A 20,504-nucleotide genomic window follows, 5' to 3' on the forward strand; every position below is an offset into this window, starting at 1 on the left:
TGGTGTTTATAATTATACTAAATGAATAAAAGAATTCTAACAGGCATTACAACTACTGGTATACCTCATATTGGCAATTATTTAGGGGCTATAAAACCGGCACTAAATCTCAGCAAGGAGTATGATGAATCTTTCTTTTTCTTAGCTGACTATCATGCAATTATAAAAAATACTTATTCTGAAGATATTTCTAAATCTGTTGAATCGGTAGCTCTTGCATGGCTTGCATCTGGTTTAGATGTTGAAAAATCCTATTTCTATAGACAGTCTGATATTCCAGAAATACTTGAATTGAGTTGGATATTAACTTGTGTAACTGCTAAGGGATTAATGAATAGATCGCATGCCTATAAAGCAGCAACTTCTCTTAATACGAAAGACGTTGATAAGGGAATTAATATGGGCTTGTTTTCATATCCTATTCTAATGGCGGCTGATATTTTAATGTTTAATGCAACTCATGTTCCTGTAGGTTCTGATCAAAATCAACATTTAGAAATGACAAGAGATATCGCAAACAAATTTAATCATATTTACAAAAAAACTTTTGTTTTACCTGAGCCAATTATTCAAGATCTTAATGATACGGTTCCTGGAATTGACGGAAAGAAAATGAGTAAATCTTATGGTAATGTTATTCCTTTGCTTTCTTCAGAAAAAGAATTAAAAAAATCAATCGCAAAAATTATAACTAATTCTCTAGAACCTGGTGAAAAAAAAGATACAAAAAATTGTACCGTATTTAAATTATATTCATATTTTTCAAATGAAGATCAGATTAAAGAGCTTAAGGACGATTATATGAATGGTATAGGTTGGGGTGATGCAAAAAATAAGTTATATCAACTTATTAATAATGAGATTGCACCAATAAGAGAAAAATATTTAGAGCTAAAAGATAATAAAAAACTTATCAATGATCTTTTCTATAATGGATCAACAAAAGTTAGACCCTTAGCGAAAGAAGCATTAGATAATATAAGAGAATCTATCGGTATTTCAGATATATTATAATGACTCTTTCTGGATCATTATGGCTTAAGATTGGCTTATTTTCAGTTGGCTTGGGTCAATCATTTGTTTTTGTTATTGTTCCTCCACTTGCTCGAGACCTAGGCCTATCAGAATTTCAAACATCTTTAATTTTTGCAGTTTCAGCATTGGCATGGGCATTAACTAGTGCTTCGTGGGGAAGATTAAGTGACAAATATGGCAGAAGAAATATAGCAATGTTAGGTCTCATTGGTTACGCGCTTTCATTGATAACTATGATTACTCCTCTTTTTCTTGTTGAAAGAAATATATTAGATGTAATTTTTTTATTTCCTCTCTTAATATTTGGTAGATTATTAAATGGACTTTTAGGTTCAGCAACGAGACCTGCTTCCTTTGCATATATTGCAGATATTACAACGTCATCAAATAGAACTGTAAAATTTGCTAGGCTGGAATCAAGTTTTTTATTAGGAACTGTCATGGGACCATTAATTGGCGGATTCTTGATTTTAATTACAAAAGAAACACCATTTTATGTATTTAGTTTTCTAGCAATTATTGCCACATGTGGAATATATTCTAGCGTTGATAATTCATCAAAAGAAAAATCAAATTCTTCAAAGACAAGTAAAATATCATGGTTATCAAATACCGTGTGGCCTTTTTTATTAGTTGCATCAATTGGAAGTCTTTGCCAAGCTTCTTTACTTCAGTCCATAGGCTTTTATGTATATGATATTTTTTCTTATCTTGATAGATTACCAGTTATAGTCAGTATGACGTTTGCCTTATTAGCAATATCAACTATCGTTAGCCAATATATTTTTACAGATTTCTATCCTCTTAACACAACCAAACTATTGTTATGTGGAGTTTTTTTAATAATATTATCTTTTTTCATTATGGCATTTTTTAATAAAATTTTAATTTATTACATATCTATAGTTATTAATGGTTTAGGCGGTGGAATGCTAAGGCCAGGCATATCATCAGCTTTGTCCTTATCACAAAATCCTTCTAACCAAGGTTCAGCAGCGGGCTACCTTGGATCTGTATATCCTATTGGACATATGTTAACACCATTTGTAGCGATGCCCATATATGCTCTAAATCCTGCATACTTGTATTATTTCAGTTCAATCTTATGTATTGTTTTAATTATATTTATAATAGTGCATCCAATTTTTAAAAATAAATATTAGATATGAAAAAAAGTTTATTAATTATTAACTTAGGAACTCCGAATACTCCATCTTATTTAGATGTTTTTAAATACTTGAGGGAATTTCTATCTGACGAAAACGTCTTAAATATAAATCCTATATTAAGATTTATTCTAGTAAACTTTATAATATGTCCATTTAGATCATTTAGTTCTTCAAAGATTTATAAAAAAGTTTGGGATTCAAAAACTGGATCACCACTTCTTTACAATACTCAAATGTTGGCTGATAAGCTTTCAAAAAAATTACCTTCAATGGATATCGAATATGCAATGAGATATCAAAATCCATCTATAGAATCTAGGCTTAATAAATTATTGTCATCAAATCCTGATGAAATAATTATATTGCCATTATTTCCTCATTATGCAGCAGCTACAACAGGGTCGGTTTTTAAAGAGATTGCAAGATGTTTATCAAAAAAATGGGTTGTACCTAAGATAACATTCATTAATCAATTTTATGATAATTCTAAATTCATTGATGCTTGGGTAGATAAAGCTTCAGCATTTAATATGGATAATTATGACAAAATAATTTTTAGTTATCACGGTGTACCAAATAGTCATGTAGATAATGTATACCCTGATTCACTTTGTATGGATAATAATTGTGAAGATGTGATTACCAATGAAAATAAATTTTGTTATAAAGCTACCGTCTATGAAACAACAAAATTAATTGCTAGGAAGTTAAATATTGATGAATCCTCCTATGTAGTAACTTTTCAATCTAGACTTACTAACAAGTGGTTAGAACCTTTCACAGATAATATCTTAAAAGAAATGCCTACTAAAGATGTTAATAAAGTACTAATCTTTTCGCCAGCTTTCACAGCTGATTGCCTTGAGACAATAATTGAGCTTGGCGATGAATATAAAGAATTATTCATTGAGTCCGGTGGAGATACATTAGATTTTGTTCCGTCATTAAATTATTCTGAAAAATGGACTGACGCAATTGTTGATATCGTTTCATCTAAATCAGATAATAGCTAAATGTTTAGAAAAGATTTGCTTAAAGATAAAAGAATTTTAATTACTGGCGGTGGAACTGGTCTTGGAAAAGAGATGGCATTTCATTATGCAGAACATGGCGCTCATTTGTTTATATGTGGAAGAAGGCTCAATATGTTGGAGGAAACTGCCTCAGAAATATTTAAAAAATTTGGTACAAAAGTAGAATGTAAAGTTTTGGATATAAGAGCTTCAAAAGACGTTGATGACTATATAGAAGATATTTTTACAACTGGTCCACTTGATGGACTGGTAAATAATGCAGCAGGTAATTTTATTTCACCAACAAAAGATCTTTCACACAAAGGATTTGATGCTATTGCTAATATTGTTTTTCATGGAACTTTTTATATAACACATTCAGTTGGAAAAAGATGGATTGATACAAACCACAAAGGAACAATCATTTCAATATTAACTACATGGGTATGGACTGGATCACCATATGTTGTTCCATCAGCAATGTCCAAGTCTGGTTTAAATGCTATGACTAAGTCGCTTGCAGCTGAGTGGGGAAAGTATGGCATAAGAGTCAATGCTATAGCACCAGGACCATTTCCTACTAAAGGAGCGTGGGAAAGACTAAATCCAGGTGACGAAGATGAAGCAATGATGGGCAAGGTGCCTTTGGGAAGAACTGGTGAAATGAATGAATTACAAAATCTTGCAACATTCTTAATGGCTGATGGTTGTGATTATTTAACAGGCCAGACTATTGGTATAGATGGAGCTCAATATCTTACAGGTGGGGGAACTTTTTCTGAATTAGACAGATTGTCAGATTCAGATTGGGAACAAATGAGAAACATGATAAGGTCAGCAAATAATAAAGATAAAGCAGATAGGAAATAGTATGGAAAATATTGAAACAACTGATTCTAAGATGAATGACGTGCTTGAAATGCAAAAGGATTATTTTATAAAAAATGGTCCACCTTCACTTGAATTGAGAATTGATAGATTAAACAGACTCAAGAATTTAATTCTTAATAACAAGACAGAAATAATAAAATCAATTAATGATGATTTTGGAAATAGGTCAGACAATGCCTCTTTATTGAGTGATATATATATGATCATTCAATCAATTAGTTATGCTAGTAAGAATTTAAATCATTGGACTAAGTCAGAAAAAAGATCGTCGAATTTTCCATTTAATTTATTCGGAGCAAAATCATACATCCAATATGAACCCTTAGGAACTGTTGGTATGATTTCGCCATGGAATTTTCCTGTTAATTTATCATTAAACCCACTTGTTGCTATTTTTGCTGCAGGAAACCAGGTTATGCATAAACCAAGTGAAATAACACCAAATACTGCTGCACTAATTAAAAAACTATGTGATGAAAATTACGATGAGCATGAGCTTGCAACATTTTTAGGTGGTCCAGATATTGGAGAGGAGTTTTCAAATCTCAAATTTGACCATTTGTTATATACTGGAAGTAGTAATGTTGGCAGACACGTAATGAAAGCAGCATCTAATAATCTAGTTCCAGTGACTTTAGAATTAGGAGGAAAGTCTCCAGTAATAATTAGTAATACTGCTGATATTAAAACTTCTGCAAAAAGAATAATGTTTGGTAAAACACTTAATGCAGGTCAAATATGTCTAGCTCCAGACTATGTAATAGTTCAAAAACAAGTAAAAGACGATTTCATAGCAGAGGCAAAAAATGTTGTAACTGAGTTTTTTCCAGATATAAAAAATAATAATGATTACACTTCAATAATTAATCAAAAACACTATGATCGAATAAATGAATTAGTTACAGATGCAAAAGAAAAGGGTGCTAAGGTTATAGAAATTAATCCAGCTGATGAAGATTTTACCCAACAAGAGTTCTATAAAATACCACCAACTCTTATAGTAAACGCAAATGATAGTATGAATATCATGCACGAAGAAATATTTGGACCAGTTCTCCCAGTTGTTTCCTATGACGAATTAGATGAAGCTGTTGAATTAATTAACTCAAAAGATAAACCTCTTGGACTATATTATTTTGGTAAAGATAACAAAGAGCAAGCAAATGTTTTATCAAAAACCTCATCTGGCGGCGTAACCATAAATAATGTTGTTGGACATATACAACAAATGGATCTTCCTTTTGGCGGTGTAGGAAATTCTGGAACAGGCAGATACCAATCTCATGATGGTTTTAAAAATTTCTCAAATGCTAGAGCGATATACAAAGATGTTGATTCAAGATGGGATAAATTATTACTTGGAGCTATAAGGCCTCCTTATAAACAAAGCATTGAAAAAATATTAAAAGTATTAATGAAATAATTCATTGTGATTTCTTTGCCGTTTGAACTTGCTCTTAAATACTTAAAATCCAACAAGGGCGGATTATTCTCTTTTACATCAATACTAGCAATTGTTGGTCTATGTGTTGGTGTCTCAAGTTTAATTATTGTTACATCTGTAATGAATGGTTTTGAAAAGGAATTGCAAAATAGAATACTTGGTGTTGTTCCCCACACATTAATAACATCAAATGAACCAATTCAGAATTATGCATCTATTATTACAGATCTTGAAAAACAGGATAATATTTTACAAGCATCACCGTATATATCATTTCAAGCCATAAGCTCATCTGAATATTCGAATAGAGGCGTTATGGTAACTGGAATTGATCATAAAAAAGAAAAATTAATATCCATAATTCCTCAATACGTCATTGATGGATCAATAGAATTTTTAGAAAAACCTAACTCTATAATTATTGGTTCATGGTTAGCTGCCGATTTAGGAGTTTTCTTAGGCGATAAAATAAATATAACCACAACAGATATCAAAACTTCAATTATTGGCTCTTATCCAAAATCAATAGAAGTTGAAATAGTTGCTATTTTTGAATTAAGGGCTGAAATAGATCAATCTCTTACATTCATTTCTCATCAAACAGCTCAAAAATTAAAAGGATTAGATACTAGTACTCAAGCAATAAGATTAAAAACTTCTAACTTATTTGATGCAGATAAAATCTCAATAGAAGCTATATCAAGTCTTGATAGATCAAATCAAGATTTTGGTTATATTTCATGGAAAGAAACACATGGAACATTGTTTGAAGCAATTAAATTTGAAAAATTATTAATAGGAATGATGCTTTTTTTAATAGTATTCGTCGCATCAATAATGGTTCTGTCTACAATCTTAATGACAGTTAAATCTAAAGAAAAAGAAATAGCTATATTAAAAACTATTGGTACAGATGACAAAACTCTAATATTAATATTTTTTTATCAAGGACTTATCATCAGTACTATTGGAGTTTTTATAGGTATATTAATTGGCCTATTAGTAACACCAAATATTACCTACTTGGTTGAATTTATTGAAAATATTTTAAATAGAAGTCTCTTGGCTGAATATTTTATAAATTATTTTCCTTATAGTTTTAATAATTCTCAAATCGTGACAGTTGCATTTTTTTCACTACTGTTTGGAATAATTTTTTCTATAATTCCAGCAATAAAAGCAACAAGCATAATTCCAGCAGAAATTCTTAGACATGATTAATCTCGAGGCAAAAGATATTTCAAAGTCATTTTTTATTAAACATGATGAACTTAAGATACTTAAAAATATTAATTTATCGATTAATCAAGGTGAGCTAATAGCAATTACAGGCGCATCAGGATCAGGAAAATCTACCTTATTGCATATTCTTGCTTCTTTAGACTCTCCAACAACTGGCAGTGTTTATTTTAAAAACAAACAAGTCAATAATATGTCTAAATCTATGTTAAGTAGTATCAGGTTGTTGAACTTTGGTTTTGTTTATCAATTTCATCATTTATTGGCTGACTTAACTGTTTTAGAAAATATAATATTGCCAGGAAAGATCTTAGGTACAAAAAAAGAAGTTTTATTGGAATATGCATATTTTATTATTAATTTTCTAGATCTGGAAAAAAGACTAAATCATTTACCTTGGAAATTGTCTGGAGGTGAAAGACAAAGGGTTGCTGTTGCAAGAGCATTAATTAATAAGCCTAATATTATTTTTTTAGATGAACCTACAGGCAACTTAGATATTAAAAACTCAAAAATTTTACAAGAACTAATTTTAAAAATTGCCAAAGATGAGAATATTTCGATCATTGCTGCTACTCATGATCAAGATTTTATGACTAAGTTTAAAAAACTATATAAAATAGAGAATTCTAATCTTTATGAGGTTGAAAATGTCTGAATTTATAATAGCAGGAGGGCCGTTCATGTGGCCTTTGCTGATTTGTAGTGTTTTGATAATTTCAATAACAATTGAAAGGTTGTGGTTTTTACAAAATAGATTGGTGCAACCCAAAGGATTAACCAATCAAATCATAAACTTGTTTCATAAAAATCTTATTTCAGAAAAACAATCCTTAGAAATTATGCAACTTTCATCCCTTGGATATCTTTTAATAAATTGTATTAAATATAAAGATTTACCAAGAGAAAATTTAGAATCAAAACTAGAAGAAAAAGCTATTGAGGTTAAGTATACCCTTGAAAGAAATCTTACAATGCTTGGAACAATTGCAATGATAAGTCCATTACTTGGTTTGTTAGGTACTGTAGTTGGAATGATAACAGCTTTTACTAGCTTGACTGAAGTATCAGGTGCTAATCCTGATTTATTAGCATCAGGTATTTCCCAGGCATTAATAACAACTGCGTTAGGCCTGTTTATCGCTGTCCCAGGTTTAATACTTCATAAATATTTTGAACAAAAAGTTTCATATCACTTAATAGCACTTCAAACGGAAGTATCAAACTTTATCGATGTTATTAATAAATGAAATTCCTTAATCAAACTAAATCTAATTTCAGTATTGAAATAACACCTTTAATTGACATCGTTTTTTTATTAGTAATTTTTTTTGTTGTAACGTCTAAGGTTGGAGATTCCCAATTTTTATCTTTAGATTTACCTAAAACTGAATCATTTAAGTACAACTCTGTCCAAACCTACAATGAAATTACTATAACATCTGAGGGATCTGTTTATATTAATGATAATTTTCAAGATATAAATAATCTTGAAATGATTGAATCTTTGATATTTGATATTAATAATGATAAATCAATTATCTTAAGTGTTGATGCAAATGCATTTCATTTGTGGGTTATTCAAATTATGGATATTTTAAATAAAAATGGTTTTAATGAAGTTCAAATAAGAACTCTTGAAAAATGAAAAAAAGTGATCTTAGAAGACTATTTGAATACACATTAAGATATAAGATATCTTTTTTTATAAGCATTATTGGTTTTATTTTATTTGCATCTGCAGATATTGCAGCAGTTGAATGGATTAGAAGAATTATTGGATATATTAGTTCAGATGAAACTAATTTTAGTTCAATATTGGCTTTGTCATTAATTTTTATTGGAATTGGAAGAGGTGCTGGATTTTTTATTGGGAATTATTTTATGTCTAGAGTAGGTTTTGGAATAGTTCATGATATGAGGGGCGAGCTATTTAAAAAATTACATTCTTTACCGAAAAGTTATTTTGACGATAATCAGTCTGGTCAACTTATTAATAGAATTACATTTACCACAACACAAGTATCAGGCGCTGCCTCTAATGCGGTAAAAACCATTGTTAAAGAAGGTTTTTTATTAATTGGTTTATTTTTCTACTTGTTGTTTCTTAATTGGAAATTAACATTATTATTAATTGGTACTGCACCGCTAATTGCAATAATTGTTTACTTTGCTGGCAAAAGATTAAAAAAATTAGCCACAAGAATTCAAACAGCAATGGGTGATGTTACGCACATAGCATCGGAAGCAGTTGATGGTCATGTTGAGATCAAATCATTTAATGCAGAAGAATACGAAAATTCTAGATTTAAAGATGCCAATCAATCAAATAGGAAGCAAAATTTGAAGTTAGAAGCTACTGGAAATCTTGCCACTCCAATAATACAGATATTAGTATCAGTATCATTATCATTAGTAGCATATTTTGCACTTGGTCAACAGCTTGGTATAACATTAGATCCTGAAACTTTTGTTGCATTTTTTTCTGCTGCTGGATTAATGGCTAAACCAGTAAGACAACTATCAAATGTTAATATTGTTATTCAAAAAGGACTAGCCGCTGCTAGTGAAATTTTTGAACAACTTGACCAAAATGAAGAGAAAAATCTTGGTGAATTAAAAGATCCTATCATGGGTAATATATCCTTTGAAAATGTTTCTTTCTCCTATGATTCCAGTAAACAAGTTCTTAATAATATTAATTTTGAAATTAATACAAATGATACAGTTGCGATCGTTGGTAAGTCTGGCTCGGGAAAAACTACTCTTGCAAATCTTATTCCTCGTTTTTATAACAATAATTCTGGAAATATTTTTATTGATGGAATACCTATAGATAAATATGATCTCGAATATTTAAGATCTTCTATATCTATAGTTAATCAATCTCCAACATTATTCAATGACACAATAGCTAAAAATATTGCCTATGGTGATAAAAATATAGATTTTGAAAAAATTTATGAATCGGCAAGGTTGTCTGGTTGTACAGAATTCATTGAAAACTTACCAGAAGGCTTTGAATCAGAAATTGGAGATGATGGAGTTTTATTGTCCGGTGGTCAAAGACAAAGATTAGCAATTGCAAGAGCATTTTATAAAAACTCTCCAATCATAATTTTAGATGAAGCTACTTCATCACTTGATTCAGAATCTGAACTTATTGTTCAAGAGGCATTAGAAAAATTAATATCAGACAGAACCACTATTGTTATCGCTCATAGACTATCAACGATAGAAAATGCCTCAAAAATTTTAGTCCTTGATAATGGCAATTTGGTTGAATCTGGTTCACATAAGGAATTATTAAATAGTGATGGTATATATAAATCACTCTATAAAAATGCATTTGAGGATTCATCACCAAGTAAAGATACAAAAAATAAATCTAATCAAATACTTGTTCCTACTTATGAAAATGAACCATCTTCTAGTTTTGTTATAGATAGCTGGTATAAAAAAAGTATTTGGCTATACATCCTTTATCCTTTTTCACTAATTTTCTCTTTTTTAATAAAAAGTAGAAAACAAAGAATACTTAAAAATACAAAATCTACATATAGATCAAAGATACCATTAATTGTCGTTGGTAATATTAATATAGGTGGAACAGGCAAAACTCCATTAGTAAAATATTTAGCACAAAAACTAATTGATCATGGTTTTAAACCAGGGCTCGTGAGTAGGGGTTATGGAGGCAAATTTAAAGAAACATTAAAAGTTGATATGAGTACACCAGTTAAAAAGACTGGTGATGAAGCACAGATTTTATCAAAACTAAATGTGCCATTTTATATTGACAAAAATAGGGTTAGAGCAGTTAAAAAACTAGAAAAAGAAAATGATTGTGACTTAATAATTTCAGATGATGGTTTGCAACATTACAAAATGCAAAGAGACTTAGAAATAATAGTTGTAGATGGGAATAGGCGTTTTGGAAATAACTTATTATTCCCGGCAGGACCCCTAAGAGAACCTGTAAATAGACTTAATGATGCAGATTTTATTGTTAATAATGGCGGCCCAACTCAAGAAAATGAATACTTAATGAGTATCACTCCATCAAAATTTGTTCACTTAAAATCTGGTAAATCCTACTCGATTGATAGTTGGCCTATGCATAAACAAGTCCATGCCATAGCAGGATTAGGTAATCCGGGTAGATTTTTTGACTTATTGGAGCGATTAGGGTTTGATCTAATACGCCATCCATTTCCTGACCATCATAATTTTAATGAAAATGAACTACATTTTCTTGATCATTTACCCATTGTAATGACTGAAAAAGATGCCTCTAAGTGCAAAACAATTGATAACAATAAAATTTGGTATCTTGCAATCGAAGCTGCAGTAAATGATAAGTTTATCGATTCAGTTATAGACAATCTATCTTTAACAAATTCTTCAAATGAATAATGATATTTTTATCATTATTCCTTCTCGAATTGGATCTACAAGACTAAAAAATAAACCACTTGCAGATCTGAATGGCAAAACTTTAATTCAGAGAGTATTTAACAAAGCAAAAGAAGTTACCAATAATGTAATTATAGCTACTGATTCGAAAGAAATTATTGATCATTGTAAGCAATTCAATGCTGAATGTATTTTAACAGACAAAAATCATATTTCTGGAACAGATAGAATTTTTGAAGCAGCTACAAAATTAAACTTAAAAAATGAACAATTTATAATTAATTTACAAGGTGATGAGCCATTCATGAAAAGAGAATTAATAGATCAAATTATTCATGATTTTTATCAATACAAATGTGATGTAATAACAGCATCTCATAAACTTGATCAAGTTGATTTTATAAATCCAAATTCCGTAAAAGTTTATGCCAAAAAAGGCTATGCGGATAATTTCTGTAGATTGCCAGCAAAATCAAGAGATTATCAAAAACATATTGGAATCTATGGATATTGTTTTAAAACTTTAAAACAAATAGTTTTATTAGAACCAACAGCAAATGAAAAAGAACATAAATTAGAGCAATTAAGATTTTTGGATAATGGAATGAGTATTTACGTGAGTGAATTTTATGAAAATATTGTTTCTGGTATAGATACACAGGACGACTTAAATAATGCTATTGAGTATATAAAAAATAATGAAGATTAAAGAAAATGCAGTTATACAAAACTCATTAAAATTAAAGTCTAGAGCTAAGTATCATTTACTAGTTAACAGCGTTGACGATTTTGATGAGTTGAGTGAATTTGTCTTATCAAAAAAATTAAATTATTTTATTTTAGGTGAGGGCACTAATATTATTCCTTCTGATTTTTTTAATGGTATTGTTATTAGAAGCAAATTTAACAATCTTAAGTTAAGTAAAAATAAACTTGAGTGTGGATCATCAATAAATTGGCATAAATTAGTTCTTTATGCAATTGATAATAATATTTATGGTTTTGAGAATCTTTCTTTAATTCCTGGCTCAGTAGGTGCTGCTCCAGTTCAAAATATCGGTGCGTATGGTGCTGAAATTTCTAATTTAATAGATAGCATAGATTGTTATGATATTGAAAATAAAAAAATACTAAATTTGGATAGTTTTGACTGTAAATTTTCTTATAGAGATTCAATTTTTAAATCAAAAAAATATTTAATTTATAATATCAATTTTCATATAAATAAACTAAAGAAATTAAATTTTAAATATCAATCTCTTACTGATTATATAAGCGTGAATAGGATTGACCCCAACAAAATTACACTTAAAACTATGTCTAATATAATTTGTTCTATAAGAGAATCAAAACTACCAGATCCAATAAAATTACCAAATGCTGGAAGTTTTTTTAAAAACCCTATTGTATCGATTGAGACTTTTAAAAAATTAGAAAAATATGATATTGTTTTTTGGAAGATCAATAACTCAACATTTAAAATCGGTGCAGCTCGATTAATAGAACTTATAAAAGATGAGTTACCAATAATAAATAATGTAGGTATTTATGAAAAACATTCCTTAGTAATTACAACTAACGGCAATGCATCATTTAACAATTTAATCAAATATATCCAGCTTATTAAAAACAAGATCTTTGAAAAATTTGAGATTAATCTTGTGGTAGAACCTCTTATATTAAAATAATGTTTTTGTGGTCAACAATTGCACATATGATAGCAGTATCAAGTCCTGGTCCTGATACTGCTATAGTAATTCGTCAGGTAAATATTTATGGAAGGAGCTCTGGTTATCGAGCTTCACTAGGTATATCTATAGGAGTTTTAATTCATTGCTTGCTAGCAGTTAATGGTATTTCTATTTTAATAATTAGCAGTGATATAAACAAATTTTTTATAACTCTTATAGGAAGCTTCTATCTTATTTTTATAGGTCTTAAAACACTTTCGTTTGATGAAAATAACAATTCAAATGAAAATAATAGCCTTTCAAATAGTTTTCTTGTTGGTCTTATTACAAATATTTTTAATTTCAAAGCTTTTTTATTTTTTATATCTATATTTACAATTTTAATCGAGCAAATAAGTGGCATTTATCTTATAATTTTCCCATTATATTTTTCTTTTTTAACTTTAGTTTGGTTTTGTTTTTTGAGTTACTTATTAACTATTAACGAAAATATTAATTTATATAAAAATAAAATTTTTAGATATAGCACTTCACTTTTTTTATGTTTATTAGGTTTATTTATTTTCATAAATTTTTTATATGAGTATTAATAAAATTATTAACGATATAGGTCAAATAGATGACTCTGACTTTCCTCCAGTAGATAAATGGGATCCTGAATTATGTGAAGGGCAAGAAATAAAAATTGATAGAGATGGTAATTGGTTTTTTAATCATTCTTTAATAGAAAACCCTAAATTAGTTTATTTATTTTCAAAAGTTCTTAAAAAGGAAGATAACGAATATTTTTTGGTAACACCATATGAAAAAGTTCCAGTTACTGTTGATATAGCTCCTTATATGATAGTTGATTTTGAATTTAATAAAGATGATTCGTTAAAATTAATCACAAATTTAAACTATTCATTTATTTTAAAATCATCTAATGAATCAAAACTTATTCATAATAATAATTCTTTAATACCTATTGTAAAAGTCAGAAACGAAATCGAAGGTTTTTTCAGTAGGTCTATTTACTATAAACTCATAAATCTATCTATTAGAAATAATCACTATAAAAAGGATATCCTTATCTTGAGAACAAAGCATAATGATTTAGTAGTAGGAAAAATTGCATAAAAAAGAGCACCTTCCAAAAAAAATATGCCTAACATGTAATAAAAGCTTTTCATGGAGAAAAAAATGGAAAAGAGATTGGCCTAATGTACTTTATTGTAGTGAGAGATGTAAAAGATCTAAAAAGTAAACAACATCTACATGTTAGGATAATTTGGCCCACCTGGGCCCTCTGGACTAACCCAATTTATATTTTGCGATGGGTCTTTAATATCACATGTTTTGCAATGCACACAGTTTTGTGCATTTATAACAAATTTTTTCTCATTGTTTTTTTCAACAACCTCATATACACCAGCAGGACAATACCTTTGTGCTGGTTCATCATACATAGGTAAATTTACTAATATGGGTATACTCGGATCTTTGAGTTGTAGATGACAAGGTTGATCTTCTTCATGATTTGTATTGGAAAGATAAACTGATGAAAGTTTATCAAATGAATAAATACCATCTGGTTTTTCATATTCTATTTTAGGCATTTCATTAGCTTTTTTAAGACAGGCGTAATCAGGAGTAGCATGACGCATAGTGATAGGCATGTTTCCTCTAAATATAAATTGATCTATTACATTAATGGCTGCACCTAACAAAGCACCAAATTTATGAAAGATTGGACCAAAGTTTCTTGATTTATATAGTTCATTATATATCCAAGATTCTTTTATGACTGAATCGAAACTTGTTTCAATGTTATTATGAATTTTATCAAAGGCATGCTTACCTGCTAATTCACCTGATTTCATTGCTGTATGAGAGCCTTTTATTTTTGAGAAAACTAAAGTTCCAGCATTACATCCAATCAAAAGACCACCTGGAAAATCCATTTTAGGCAATGACTGAAGACCTCCTTTAATAAGTGCCCTGGCACCATATGATAATCTTTCTCCATTTGTAAGATATTTTTTTATTACAGGATGTTGTTTCCATCTTTGAAACTCATCAAAAGGACTTAGATGTGGATTTTGATAATCTAATGGGATAACAAATCCTATATATGCTTCATTATTTTCACCATGATAAAAATATGATCCAGCAGCTATGTCTGGAGTAGGCCAACCATTTGTATGGATAACCAAGCCTTCTTCATGAAGTTTAGGATCAATTTTCCACACTTCTTTAAAACCAATACCATAATGTTGAGGATCTTTATCTTCAGATAAATTATATTTATTTATAACTTCTTTACCTAAATGACCTCTACATCCCTCACCAAGAATAGTCAGTTTAGCTTTGATATTAATACCAGGTTCATTTGCTGGTTTAAGTTCACCATTTTCTGATATGCCCATATCTCCAGTTTGAACTCCAATAACCTTATCATTTTCATATAAAAGTTTACTTGCAGGAAAACCAGGAAAAATTTCGACACCAAGTTGTTCTGCTTGTTCACCCAACCATCTACAAAGATTTCCTAAACTAATAATATAATTACCATGATTATTCATAGCAGGCATAACAAATGGTGGGACGGGTATACCCATATTTTTTAGGAAATAAAAAATTTTATCTTTTTTTACAGGAACATTTAGAGGAGCATTCAATTCTTTCCAATTGGGTATTAGTTCATCTAATGCATTAGGCTGAAAAACATTTCCTGAAAGAATATGAGCACCTATTTCTGATCCTTTTTCAAGAAGACAAATAGAATAATCAGTATTATTTTCTTTATTGAGTTGTGCAAATTTTATGGCAGTAGCAAGTCCTGATGGCCCACCACCAACAATTACTACATCATATTCCATCTCTTCTCTGTGCATAGGATCTTATATTGTAATAGTTAAAAGAAATACATTATAATTATACTGTATTATAAGTATTATTTATATTAAAATCATAGATTAATAATCATAATTTATATTAAATTTGCGTAAAAATAAGTACAATTTGCAAAATAAATAAATCTATAACAACATCATGAAAATTTTAGTACCAATTAAAAGAGTTGTCGACTATAACGTAAAGGTAAGGCCTTTATCTGATAATTCAAATGTAGATCTAAATAACGTAAAGATGTCTGTAAATCCATTTTGTGAAATCGCACTTGAAGAAGCTGTTAGATTAAAAGAAGCAGGTACTGCATCTGAAATAATTGCATTATCTATTGGTAAAACTGAGTCCCAAGAACAATTAAGAACTGCTCTTGCCTTAGGAGCTGATAGAGCAACTCTGATTGAATGCGATGATTTACTTGAACCACTTGCATTAGCAAAAATTTTGGCTAAAGTTGTTGAAGATGAAAAACCAGAAATTGTTATTTTAGGTAAACAAGCAATTGATGGAGACAATAATCAAACAGGTCAAATGTTAGCATCTCTTTTAGATTATCCTCAAGCAACTAATGCATCAGAAGTAAAAATCAATGGTGATACAGTTGATGTAACAAGAGAGATAGATGGTGGATTGCAAACGCTTAAACTTAACTTACCAGCAATTATTACAACTGACTTAAGATTAAATGAACCAAGATATGCGTCATTACCAAACATCATGAAAGCTAAGAAAAAAGAATTAACTATTAAGCCTGTCTCTGAAATGGGAATTGATGTGTCATCCCGAACTGAACTGATATCAGTTGATCTTCCTCCCGCAAGAGATGCAGGAATAATTGTTGAGTCAGTAGATGAGTTAGTTGATAAATTAAAAAATGAGGCAAAAGTAATTCAATGAGTATTCTAGTAATAGCAGAACATAACAACAAAGAAATAAAAGGAGCTACTTTAAGCACTATAGCTGCAGCCTCAAAATTGGGTTCTGATATAGATTTATTGATTGTTGGTGACGATATATCAACTATTATTGAAGAATCAAAAAACATAGATAGTATTAGTAAAATTGTATCTTGTGATGATTCTTTATATGCCCATAACTTAGCAGAAAATCTTTCAAAGTTAGTTTGTACTATTTCATCCGAGTATTCATATATTATGACATCAGCTACTACTTTTGGTAAAAACTTGTTACCAAGAATTTCCGCTAAATTAGATGTTCAACAAATATCAGATATTATTTCTGTAGAATCAGAGGATACATTTAAAAGACCAATATATGCTGGTAGCTGTATTGCAACTGTTAGATCTAATGATGATGTGAAAGTTATATCTGTAAGAGCTACCGCATTCGATCCTGTTCAAAAAAATAATTCCAATGTACCAGTCTCAACTATAGACGTAGCTGGTTCAGCTGGAATAAGTGAATTTGTATCAGAAGAATTAGCTAAAAGCGATAGACCTGAACTAACGGCAGCTTCAATTATTATTTCAGGTGGAAGAGGGATGCAATCTGGTGATAATTTTCATTTATTAGATTCAATAGCTGATAAGTTAGGCGCTGCAGTCGGAGCTTCTCGAGCTGCTGTTGATGCTGGATTTGTTCCAAATGATTATCAAGTTGGTCAAACCGGAAAGATTGTTGCACCAGATTTATATATTGCTGTTGGTATTTCTGGAGCTATTCAACATCTTGCAGGAATGAAAGATTCAAAGGTAATAGTTGCTATAAACAAAGACGAAGATGCACCTATCTTTCAGGTAGCAGACTACGGTCTTGTCTCAGATTTGTTTACTTCTCTTCCAGAACTTGAAGCTAAACTATAAAATATTTTGATAACAGTAATTTTTTAGGTAGAATTCATTCTATCAATAAGATATATTTTTTATTATTATTCTATTCTTTAAATATCAGTGCTTTAACTGGTTATGTTGAAATAAATTCAAATATTGCAGATAAAGACTGGGATTTTATACCTAAACTTACAAACTCTTTTAGTAGCAGTTCTAATTCAAGTGTTAATATTTTTTTAAATAATGATTCGTATGGCGTAAGAATTTCATCTGCTAAATACGAGTTAGATCTTGAAAGATCTGTTGAACCAAAACTTGTTAATTTAACTGCAAATACCTTTGAGTCAGAATTTTATTATATTCTATCTCATGACACTGCTATCTCACTTTTATTGTCAACTCAAAAAGCCGACACACAATATTTTGATTGTTATACATTTTCCAGTCTTACAATTGGTTCATGTGCTAATGCCACAATTAACTTAACTAGCTCAAGAGATAAATATAACAGAATGAATGATTCAATTTTTCTTATTGAAGGAGAAAATTCATCAGTAGGTTTAGCTTTTTATAAAGCACTCGATAGTGTATTGATCGACGAGATTAAATTATTTATTAATGTCACTGAGAATGAATTTGATTGGTTATCACCAGTAGAGGACATAAAATCAGGTTTTCTCTATAATTTGACTTATCGTGGAGAAAAATTAGGTAATATAATTGAGTCTATTCTAACTAATATGCCTCAAAGAACACCTTGGAATACTTATATATATGGAATAGATATAAAAAAAGATTTTATTTTTTATAAAAATCTTATTTTTTTTAATGAATATTCATTTTTAAGTATTGAACAGTCTGATTACGACAAGATTAATAATATTCCTAGCTCAAATATGTCCTTAACTTCTGGCTTAAGATTAAAAATAAATGATCTTTCATTAGAGATTTTTGGTAAGGCTTATAAAAATAATTTATACGGATTCGAGCATATTTCATTTAATCAAAGATCAGAGCATCATTTTGACCAAAACTTCGCTTCAATAGGTATATCTTTAAAATATAATTTTTAGATAAATACTTACTTTTTGTATATAAATTTGATAAGGTTATTGGTACTTTTCTTTTTGTTTTTAGGGAAACATAACATGAATTCTAATTTAAAATTACTAACTATTCTTACTGTAATATTTTTAATATCCTCTTGTGGTGGTGGAGGTGGCGGAGCTGGCCCAGCTGCAATTATTAATTCTTTTACAGTAAATACTAATACAACCCCAATTTCAACAGAGGTTCAATTATCTTGGACGTCTGAAAATTCAACTGGATGTACTGCATCAGGTGCTTGGTCAGGTGCAAAATCAACTGAAGGCACTGAGTCAGTAACAGTATCTGTCGTTGGTTCAAACACATATAATCTAACTTGTAGTGGTGGAGGTGGAGACGCATCAAGTTCAGTATCAGTAACTGGTACTACAACTGTTGCTGGTATAACTGTAGATGGTTACATTTCGGGCGCTAGTATATTTATAGATACTAACGATAATTTTTCTTATGATTCTAGTGAGCAATCGACTACATCTGGTAATAATGGTGTTTTTGAAGTTCAATTTACTAATGGAAGTTTAATTAGTCTTGGTGGTATGGATCAAGATACTCAAACACAATTAAATAACTTTCTTCTTGTTCATGAATTATCTGGATATGAGGGTACAAAAGCAATAACACCTGTAACATCAGTCGCTGCATTTATTTCTGCTGATACAGATATAAATACGCTCTTAGGTATTGATTCATCTATAGATATTTCGTCTTTTGATCCTGTTGCAAATAAAGGTGATAATGGAATTAATGATTATTTATATGAGAAGGGAAACCAATTAACAGTCCTAGCTTATTCCTTACAGAATTTAACCAATAATCTCAAGACTACTACTGATTCAACTCAGGATTATTTTAAAGCAATTGCTGAGGAATTGAATGCTGAATACGCCTCTACTTCATCACGAGTCAATATAGAAGGATCAGCCTTCATTGAAAAAGTATTGGATAATCTAATAAGTGTGAAGACAATTGAGTTATCTGCAGACAATAAATCAAATGTAATTTCAGCACTTTCATCTTTACTTCCTGTTGTTGAAGTAAAATCTACAGATGATCTCACTACTTCAGTAATTCGTTTCGCAACAAATAAATTTCAAACAGATATATTATCTATTAGTTCTGGTACTGCAGATGCTACTTTAATAAATAATTATAAAACAGGCGTTCTGGCATACATTGCTGACAATCAGTCCATAAATTCTGCTGATATTGAACCTGGTATAATATCTTTTGATGATAATGTTCAAACCAATGAAGATACATCTATACAAATAAATGTTCTTGCTAATGATTCATTTACACCATCATCAAGCTTTACATTAACAGCGACTTCACCATCTAATGGTTCGATATCTATAAATGGATCTTCAATCTCCTATGTGCCGAGCTCAAATTACTTTGGAACAGATACTTTTACTTACACAGTAACTCAAGGTACTAAGTCTGCATCTGCTCCAGTTAATATAACTGTGCTACCTATAAACGATGCACCAGTAATTAATATAGCTTCAACATTTAATTATTTAGAAAATTCAACAGATCCAGTGGCTACAGTTAGTGCTACGGATGTTGACACAACAGATACGGTTGTACTTTCACTTGAAGGAACAGATAAAGATTTAATGCTTTTAGATGGAAATATTCTTTATTTTGTAAATGCACCTGTAAAAGCAACAAAAGATACATATTCAATTACTTTACAAGCTACCGATAGCGTTGAAACAGTAAGTAAAGATGTAACAATCATTATTCAAGGATTGTCAGATCTTTCTGGCTATGAAGTTCCATCTTCAATCGACGTTATAGAAACAAAGGACTAAAAA

The 20,504-nt window shown here is 29.8% G+C and carries 20 protein-coding genes; 19 read left to right on the top strand and 1 reads right to left on the bottom strand.

Translation table 11 applies throughout. The features are described 5' to 3' along the window. The first annotated feature begins 21 nt into the window (after positions 1–21). Genes trpS through M9C80_03070 form a run of 15 tightly spaced genes read left to right on the top strand, consistent with a single transcriptional unit; the run spans position 22 to position 14,144 of the window. On the top strand, positions 22–1,014 hold the full coding sequence (gene trpS / locus M9C80_03000) for a tryptophan--tRNA ligase (GenBank protein URQ70140.1): 993 nt from the start codon (positions 22–24) through the stop codon (positions 1,012–1,014). Continuing rightward, positions 1,014–2,198, top strand: coding sequence for an MFS transporter (locus M9C80_03005; protein ID URQ70141.1), 1,185 nt, complete (start codon positions 1,014–1,016; stop codon positions 2,196–2,198). Before trpS ends, M9C80_03005 begins: the two co-directional genes overlap by 1 nt. Before the next feature lie 2 nt (positions 2,199–2,200). Next, positions 2,201–3,217 (top strand): ferrochelatase, encoded by a 1,017-nt coding sequence (gene hemH, locus M9C80_03010; GenBank protein ID URQ70142.1) that lies wholly within the window; start codon positions 2,201–2,203, stop codon positions 3,215–3,217. Further along, positions 3,218–4,087 (top strand): SDR family oxidoreductase, encoded by an 870-nt coding sequence (locus tag M9C80_03015; protein URQ70143.1) that lies wholly within the window; start codon positions 3,218–3,220, stop codon positions 4,085–4,087. Position 4,088: 1 nt separating this feature from the next. After that, positions 4,089–5,531: a coniferyl aldehyde dehydrogenase gene (locus M9C80_03020; GenBank protein ID URQ70144.1), complete on the top strand. Its 1,443-nt coding sequence runs from the start codon at positions 4,089–4,091 to the stop codon at positions 5,529–5,531. A 6-nt stretch (positions 5,532–5,537) separates the two neighbouring features. After that, positions 5,538–6,773, top strand: coding sequence for an ABC transporter permease (locus M9C80_03025; protein ID URQ70145.1), 1,236 nt, complete (start codon positions 5,538–5,540; stop codon positions 6,771–6,773). Beyond that, on the top strand, positions 6,766–7,449 hold the full coding sequence (locus M9C80_03030; GenBank protein URQ70146.1) for an ABC transporter ATP-binding protein: 684 nt from the start codon (positions 6,766–6,768) through the stop codon (positions 7,447–7,449). Before M9C80_03025 ends, M9C80_03030 begins: the two co-directional genes overlap by 8 nt. Further along, positions 7,442–8,041 (top strand): MotA/TolQ/ExbB proton channel family protein, encoded by a 600-nt coding sequence (locus tag M9C80_03035; protein URQ70147.1) that lies wholly within the window; start codon positions 7,442–7,444, stop codon positions 8,039–8,041. The genes M9C80_03030 and M9C80_03035 overlap by 8 nt, the downstream gene beginning before the upstream one ends. Continuing rightward, positions 8,038–8,439 (top strand): biopolymer transporter ExbD, encoded by a 402-nt coding sequence (locus M9C80_03040; GenBank protein URQ70148.1) that lies wholly within the window; start codon positions 8,038–8,040, stop codon positions 8,437–8,439. Before M9C80_03035 ends, M9C80_03040 begins: the two co-directional genes overlap by 4 nt. Then, a complete protein-coding gene (msbA, locus tag M9C80_03045; GenBank protein URQ70149.1) occupies positions 8,436–11,207 on the top strand; it encodes a lipid A export permease/ATP-binding protein MsbA in 2,772 nt (923 codons plus the stop codon). Before M9C80_03040 ends, msbA begins: the two co-directional genes overlap by 4 nt. Further along, positions 11,200–11,916, top strand: coding sequence for a 3-deoxy-manno-octulosonate cytidylyltransferase (gene kdsB / locus M9C80_03050; protein URQ70150.1), 717 nt, complete (start codon positions 11,200–11,202; stop codon positions 11,914–11,916). The genes msbA and kdsB overlap by 8 nt, the downstream gene beginning before the upstream one ends. Next, positions 11,906–12,895, top strand: coding sequence for a UDP-N-acetylmuramate dehydrogenase (gene murB, locus M9C80_03055; GenBank protein URQ70151.1), 990 nt, complete (start codon positions 11,906–11,908; stop codon positions 12,893–12,895). Before kdsB ends, murB begins: the two co-directional genes overlap by 11 nt. 26 nt (positions 12,896–12,921) lie before the next feature. After that, complete coding sequence (locus M9C80_03060; GenBank protein ID URQ70152.1) at positions 12,922–13,488, top strand: LysE family transporter; 567 nt, start codon at positions 12,922–12,924, stop codon at positions 13,486–13,488. Further along, entirely contained in the window at positions 13,478–14,017 is a 540-nt protein-coding gene (locus M9C80_03065) for a DUF1285 domain-containing protein (GenBank protein URQ70153.1), read from the top strand. The genes M9C80_03060 and M9C80_03065 overlap by 11 nt, the downstream gene beginning before the upstream one ends. Continuing rightward, the gene (locus M9C80_03070) at positions 14,010–14,144 is read left to right on the top strand and encodes a DUF2256 domain-containing protein (protein URQ70154.1); all 135 of its coding nucleotides are present in this window, start codon (positions 14,010–14,012) and stop codon (positions 14,142–14,144) included. Before M9C80_03065 ends, M9C80_03070 begins: the two co-directional genes overlap by 8 nt. 7 nt (positions 14,145–14,151) lie before the next feature. Here the strand turns inward: M9C80_03070 and M9C80_03075 are convergent, their stop codons facing one another. Then, positions 14,152–15,774, bottom strand: coding sequence for an electron transfer flavoprotein-ubiquinone oxidoreductase (locus M9C80_03075; protein ID URQ70155.1), 1,623 nt, complete (start codon positions 15,772–15,774; stop codon positions 14,152–14,154). A gap of 157 nt (positions 15,775–15,931) precedes the next feature. On the opposite strand from M9C80_03075, the gene M9C80_03080 reads away from it, so the two are divergent. From M9C80_03080 to M9C80_03095, 4 genes are all read left to right on the top strand, one after another. Next, a complete protein-coding gene (locus M9C80_03080) occupies positions 15,932–16,684 on the top strand; it encodes an electron transfer flavoprotein subunit beta/FixA family protein (GenBank protein URQ70156.1) in 753 nt (250 codons plus the stop codon). After that, positions 16,681–17,610 carry an FAD-binding protein gene (locus M9C80_03085; protein URQ70157.1) on the top strand — a complete coding sequence of 310 codons (930 nt, stop codon included), beginning with the start codon at positions 16,681–16,683 and terminating at the stop codon, positions 17,608–17,610. Before M9C80_03080 ends, M9C80_03085 begins: the two co-directional genes overlap by 4 nt. Positions 17,611–17,969: 359 nt before the next feature. Beyond that, the gene (locus tag M9C80_03090) at positions 17,970–18,650 is read left to right on the top strand and encodes a hypothetical protein (protein ID URQ70158.1); all 681 of its coding nucleotides are present in this window, start codon (positions 17,970–17,972) and stop codon (positions 18,648–18,650) included. 75 nt (positions 18,651–18,725) lie between these two features. After that, on the top strand, positions 18,726–20,501 hold the full coding sequence (locus M9C80_03095) for a cadherin-like domain-containing protein (protein URQ70159.1): 1,776 nt from the start codon (positions 18,726–18,728) through the stop codon (positions 20,499–20,501). The last annotated feature ends 3 nt before the right edge of the window (positions 20,502–20,504 follow it).

Source organism: SAR86 cluster bacterium (assembly GCA_023703615.1).
Lineage (GTDB): Bacteria > Pseudomonadota > Gammaproteobacteria > Magnimaribacterales > D2472 > MED-G85.

Coding starts and splice junctions, on each gene's coding strand:
- trpS (URQ70140.1), top strand. CDS start 22: ATGAATAAAAGAATTCTAACAGGCATTACAACTACTGGTATACCTCAT.
- M9C80_03005 (URQ70141.1), top strand. CDS start 1,014: ATGACTCTTTCTGGATCATTATGGCTTAAGATTGGCTTATTTTCAGTT.
- hemH (URQ70142.1), top strand. CDS start 2,201: ATGAAAAAAAGTTTATTAATTATTAACTTAGGAACTCCGAATACTCCA.
- M9C80_03015 (URQ70143.1), top strand. CDS start 3,218: ATGTTTAGAAAAGATTTGCTTAAAGATAAAAGAATTTTAATTACTGGC.
- M9C80_03020 (URQ70144.1), top strand. CDS start 4,089: ATGGAAAATATTGAAACAACTGATTCTAAGATGAATGACGTGCTTGAA.
- M9C80_03030 (URQ70146.1), top strand. CDS start 6,766: ATGATTAATCTCGAGGCAAAAGATATTTCAAAGTCATTTTTTATTAAA.
- M9C80_03035 (URQ70147.1), top strand. CDS start 7,442: ATGTCTGAATTTATAATAGCAGGAGGGCCGTTCATGTGGCCTTTGCTG.
- M9C80_03040 (URQ70148.1), top strand. CDS start 8,038: ATGAAATTCCTTAATCAAACTAAATCTAATTTCAGTATTGAAATAACA.
- msbA (URQ70149.1), top strand. CDS start 8,436: ATGAAAAAAAGTGATCTTAGAAGACTATTTGAATACACATTAAGATAT.
- kdsB (URQ70150.1), top strand. CDS start 11,200: ATGAATAATGATATTTTTATCATTATTCCTTCTCGAATTGGATCTACA.
- murB (URQ70151.1), top strand. CDS start 11,906: ATGAAGATTAAAGAAAATGCAGTTATACAAAACTCATTAAAATTAAAG.
- M9C80_03060 (URQ70152.1), top strand. CDS start 12,922: ATGATAGCAGTATCAAGTCCTGGTCCTGATACTGCTATAGTAATTCGT.
- M9C80_03065 (URQ70153.1), top strand. CDS start 13,478: ATGAGTATTAATAAAATTATTAACGATATAGGTCAAATAGATGACTCT.
- M9C80_03075 (URQ70155.1), bottom strand. CDS start 15,774: ATGCACAGAGAAGAGATGGAATATGATGTAGTAATTGTTGGTGGTGGG.
- M9C80_03080 (URQ70156.1), top strand. CDS start 15,932: ATGAAAATTTTAGTACCAATTAAAAGAGTTGTCGACTATAACGTAAAG.
- M9C80_03085 (URQ70157.1), top strand. CDS start 16,681: ATGAGTATTCTAGTAATAGCAGAACATAACAACAAAGAAATAAAAGGA.
- M9C80_03095 (URQ70159.1), top strand. CDS start 18,726: ATGAATTCTAATTTAAAATTACTAACTATTCTTACTGTAATATTTTTA.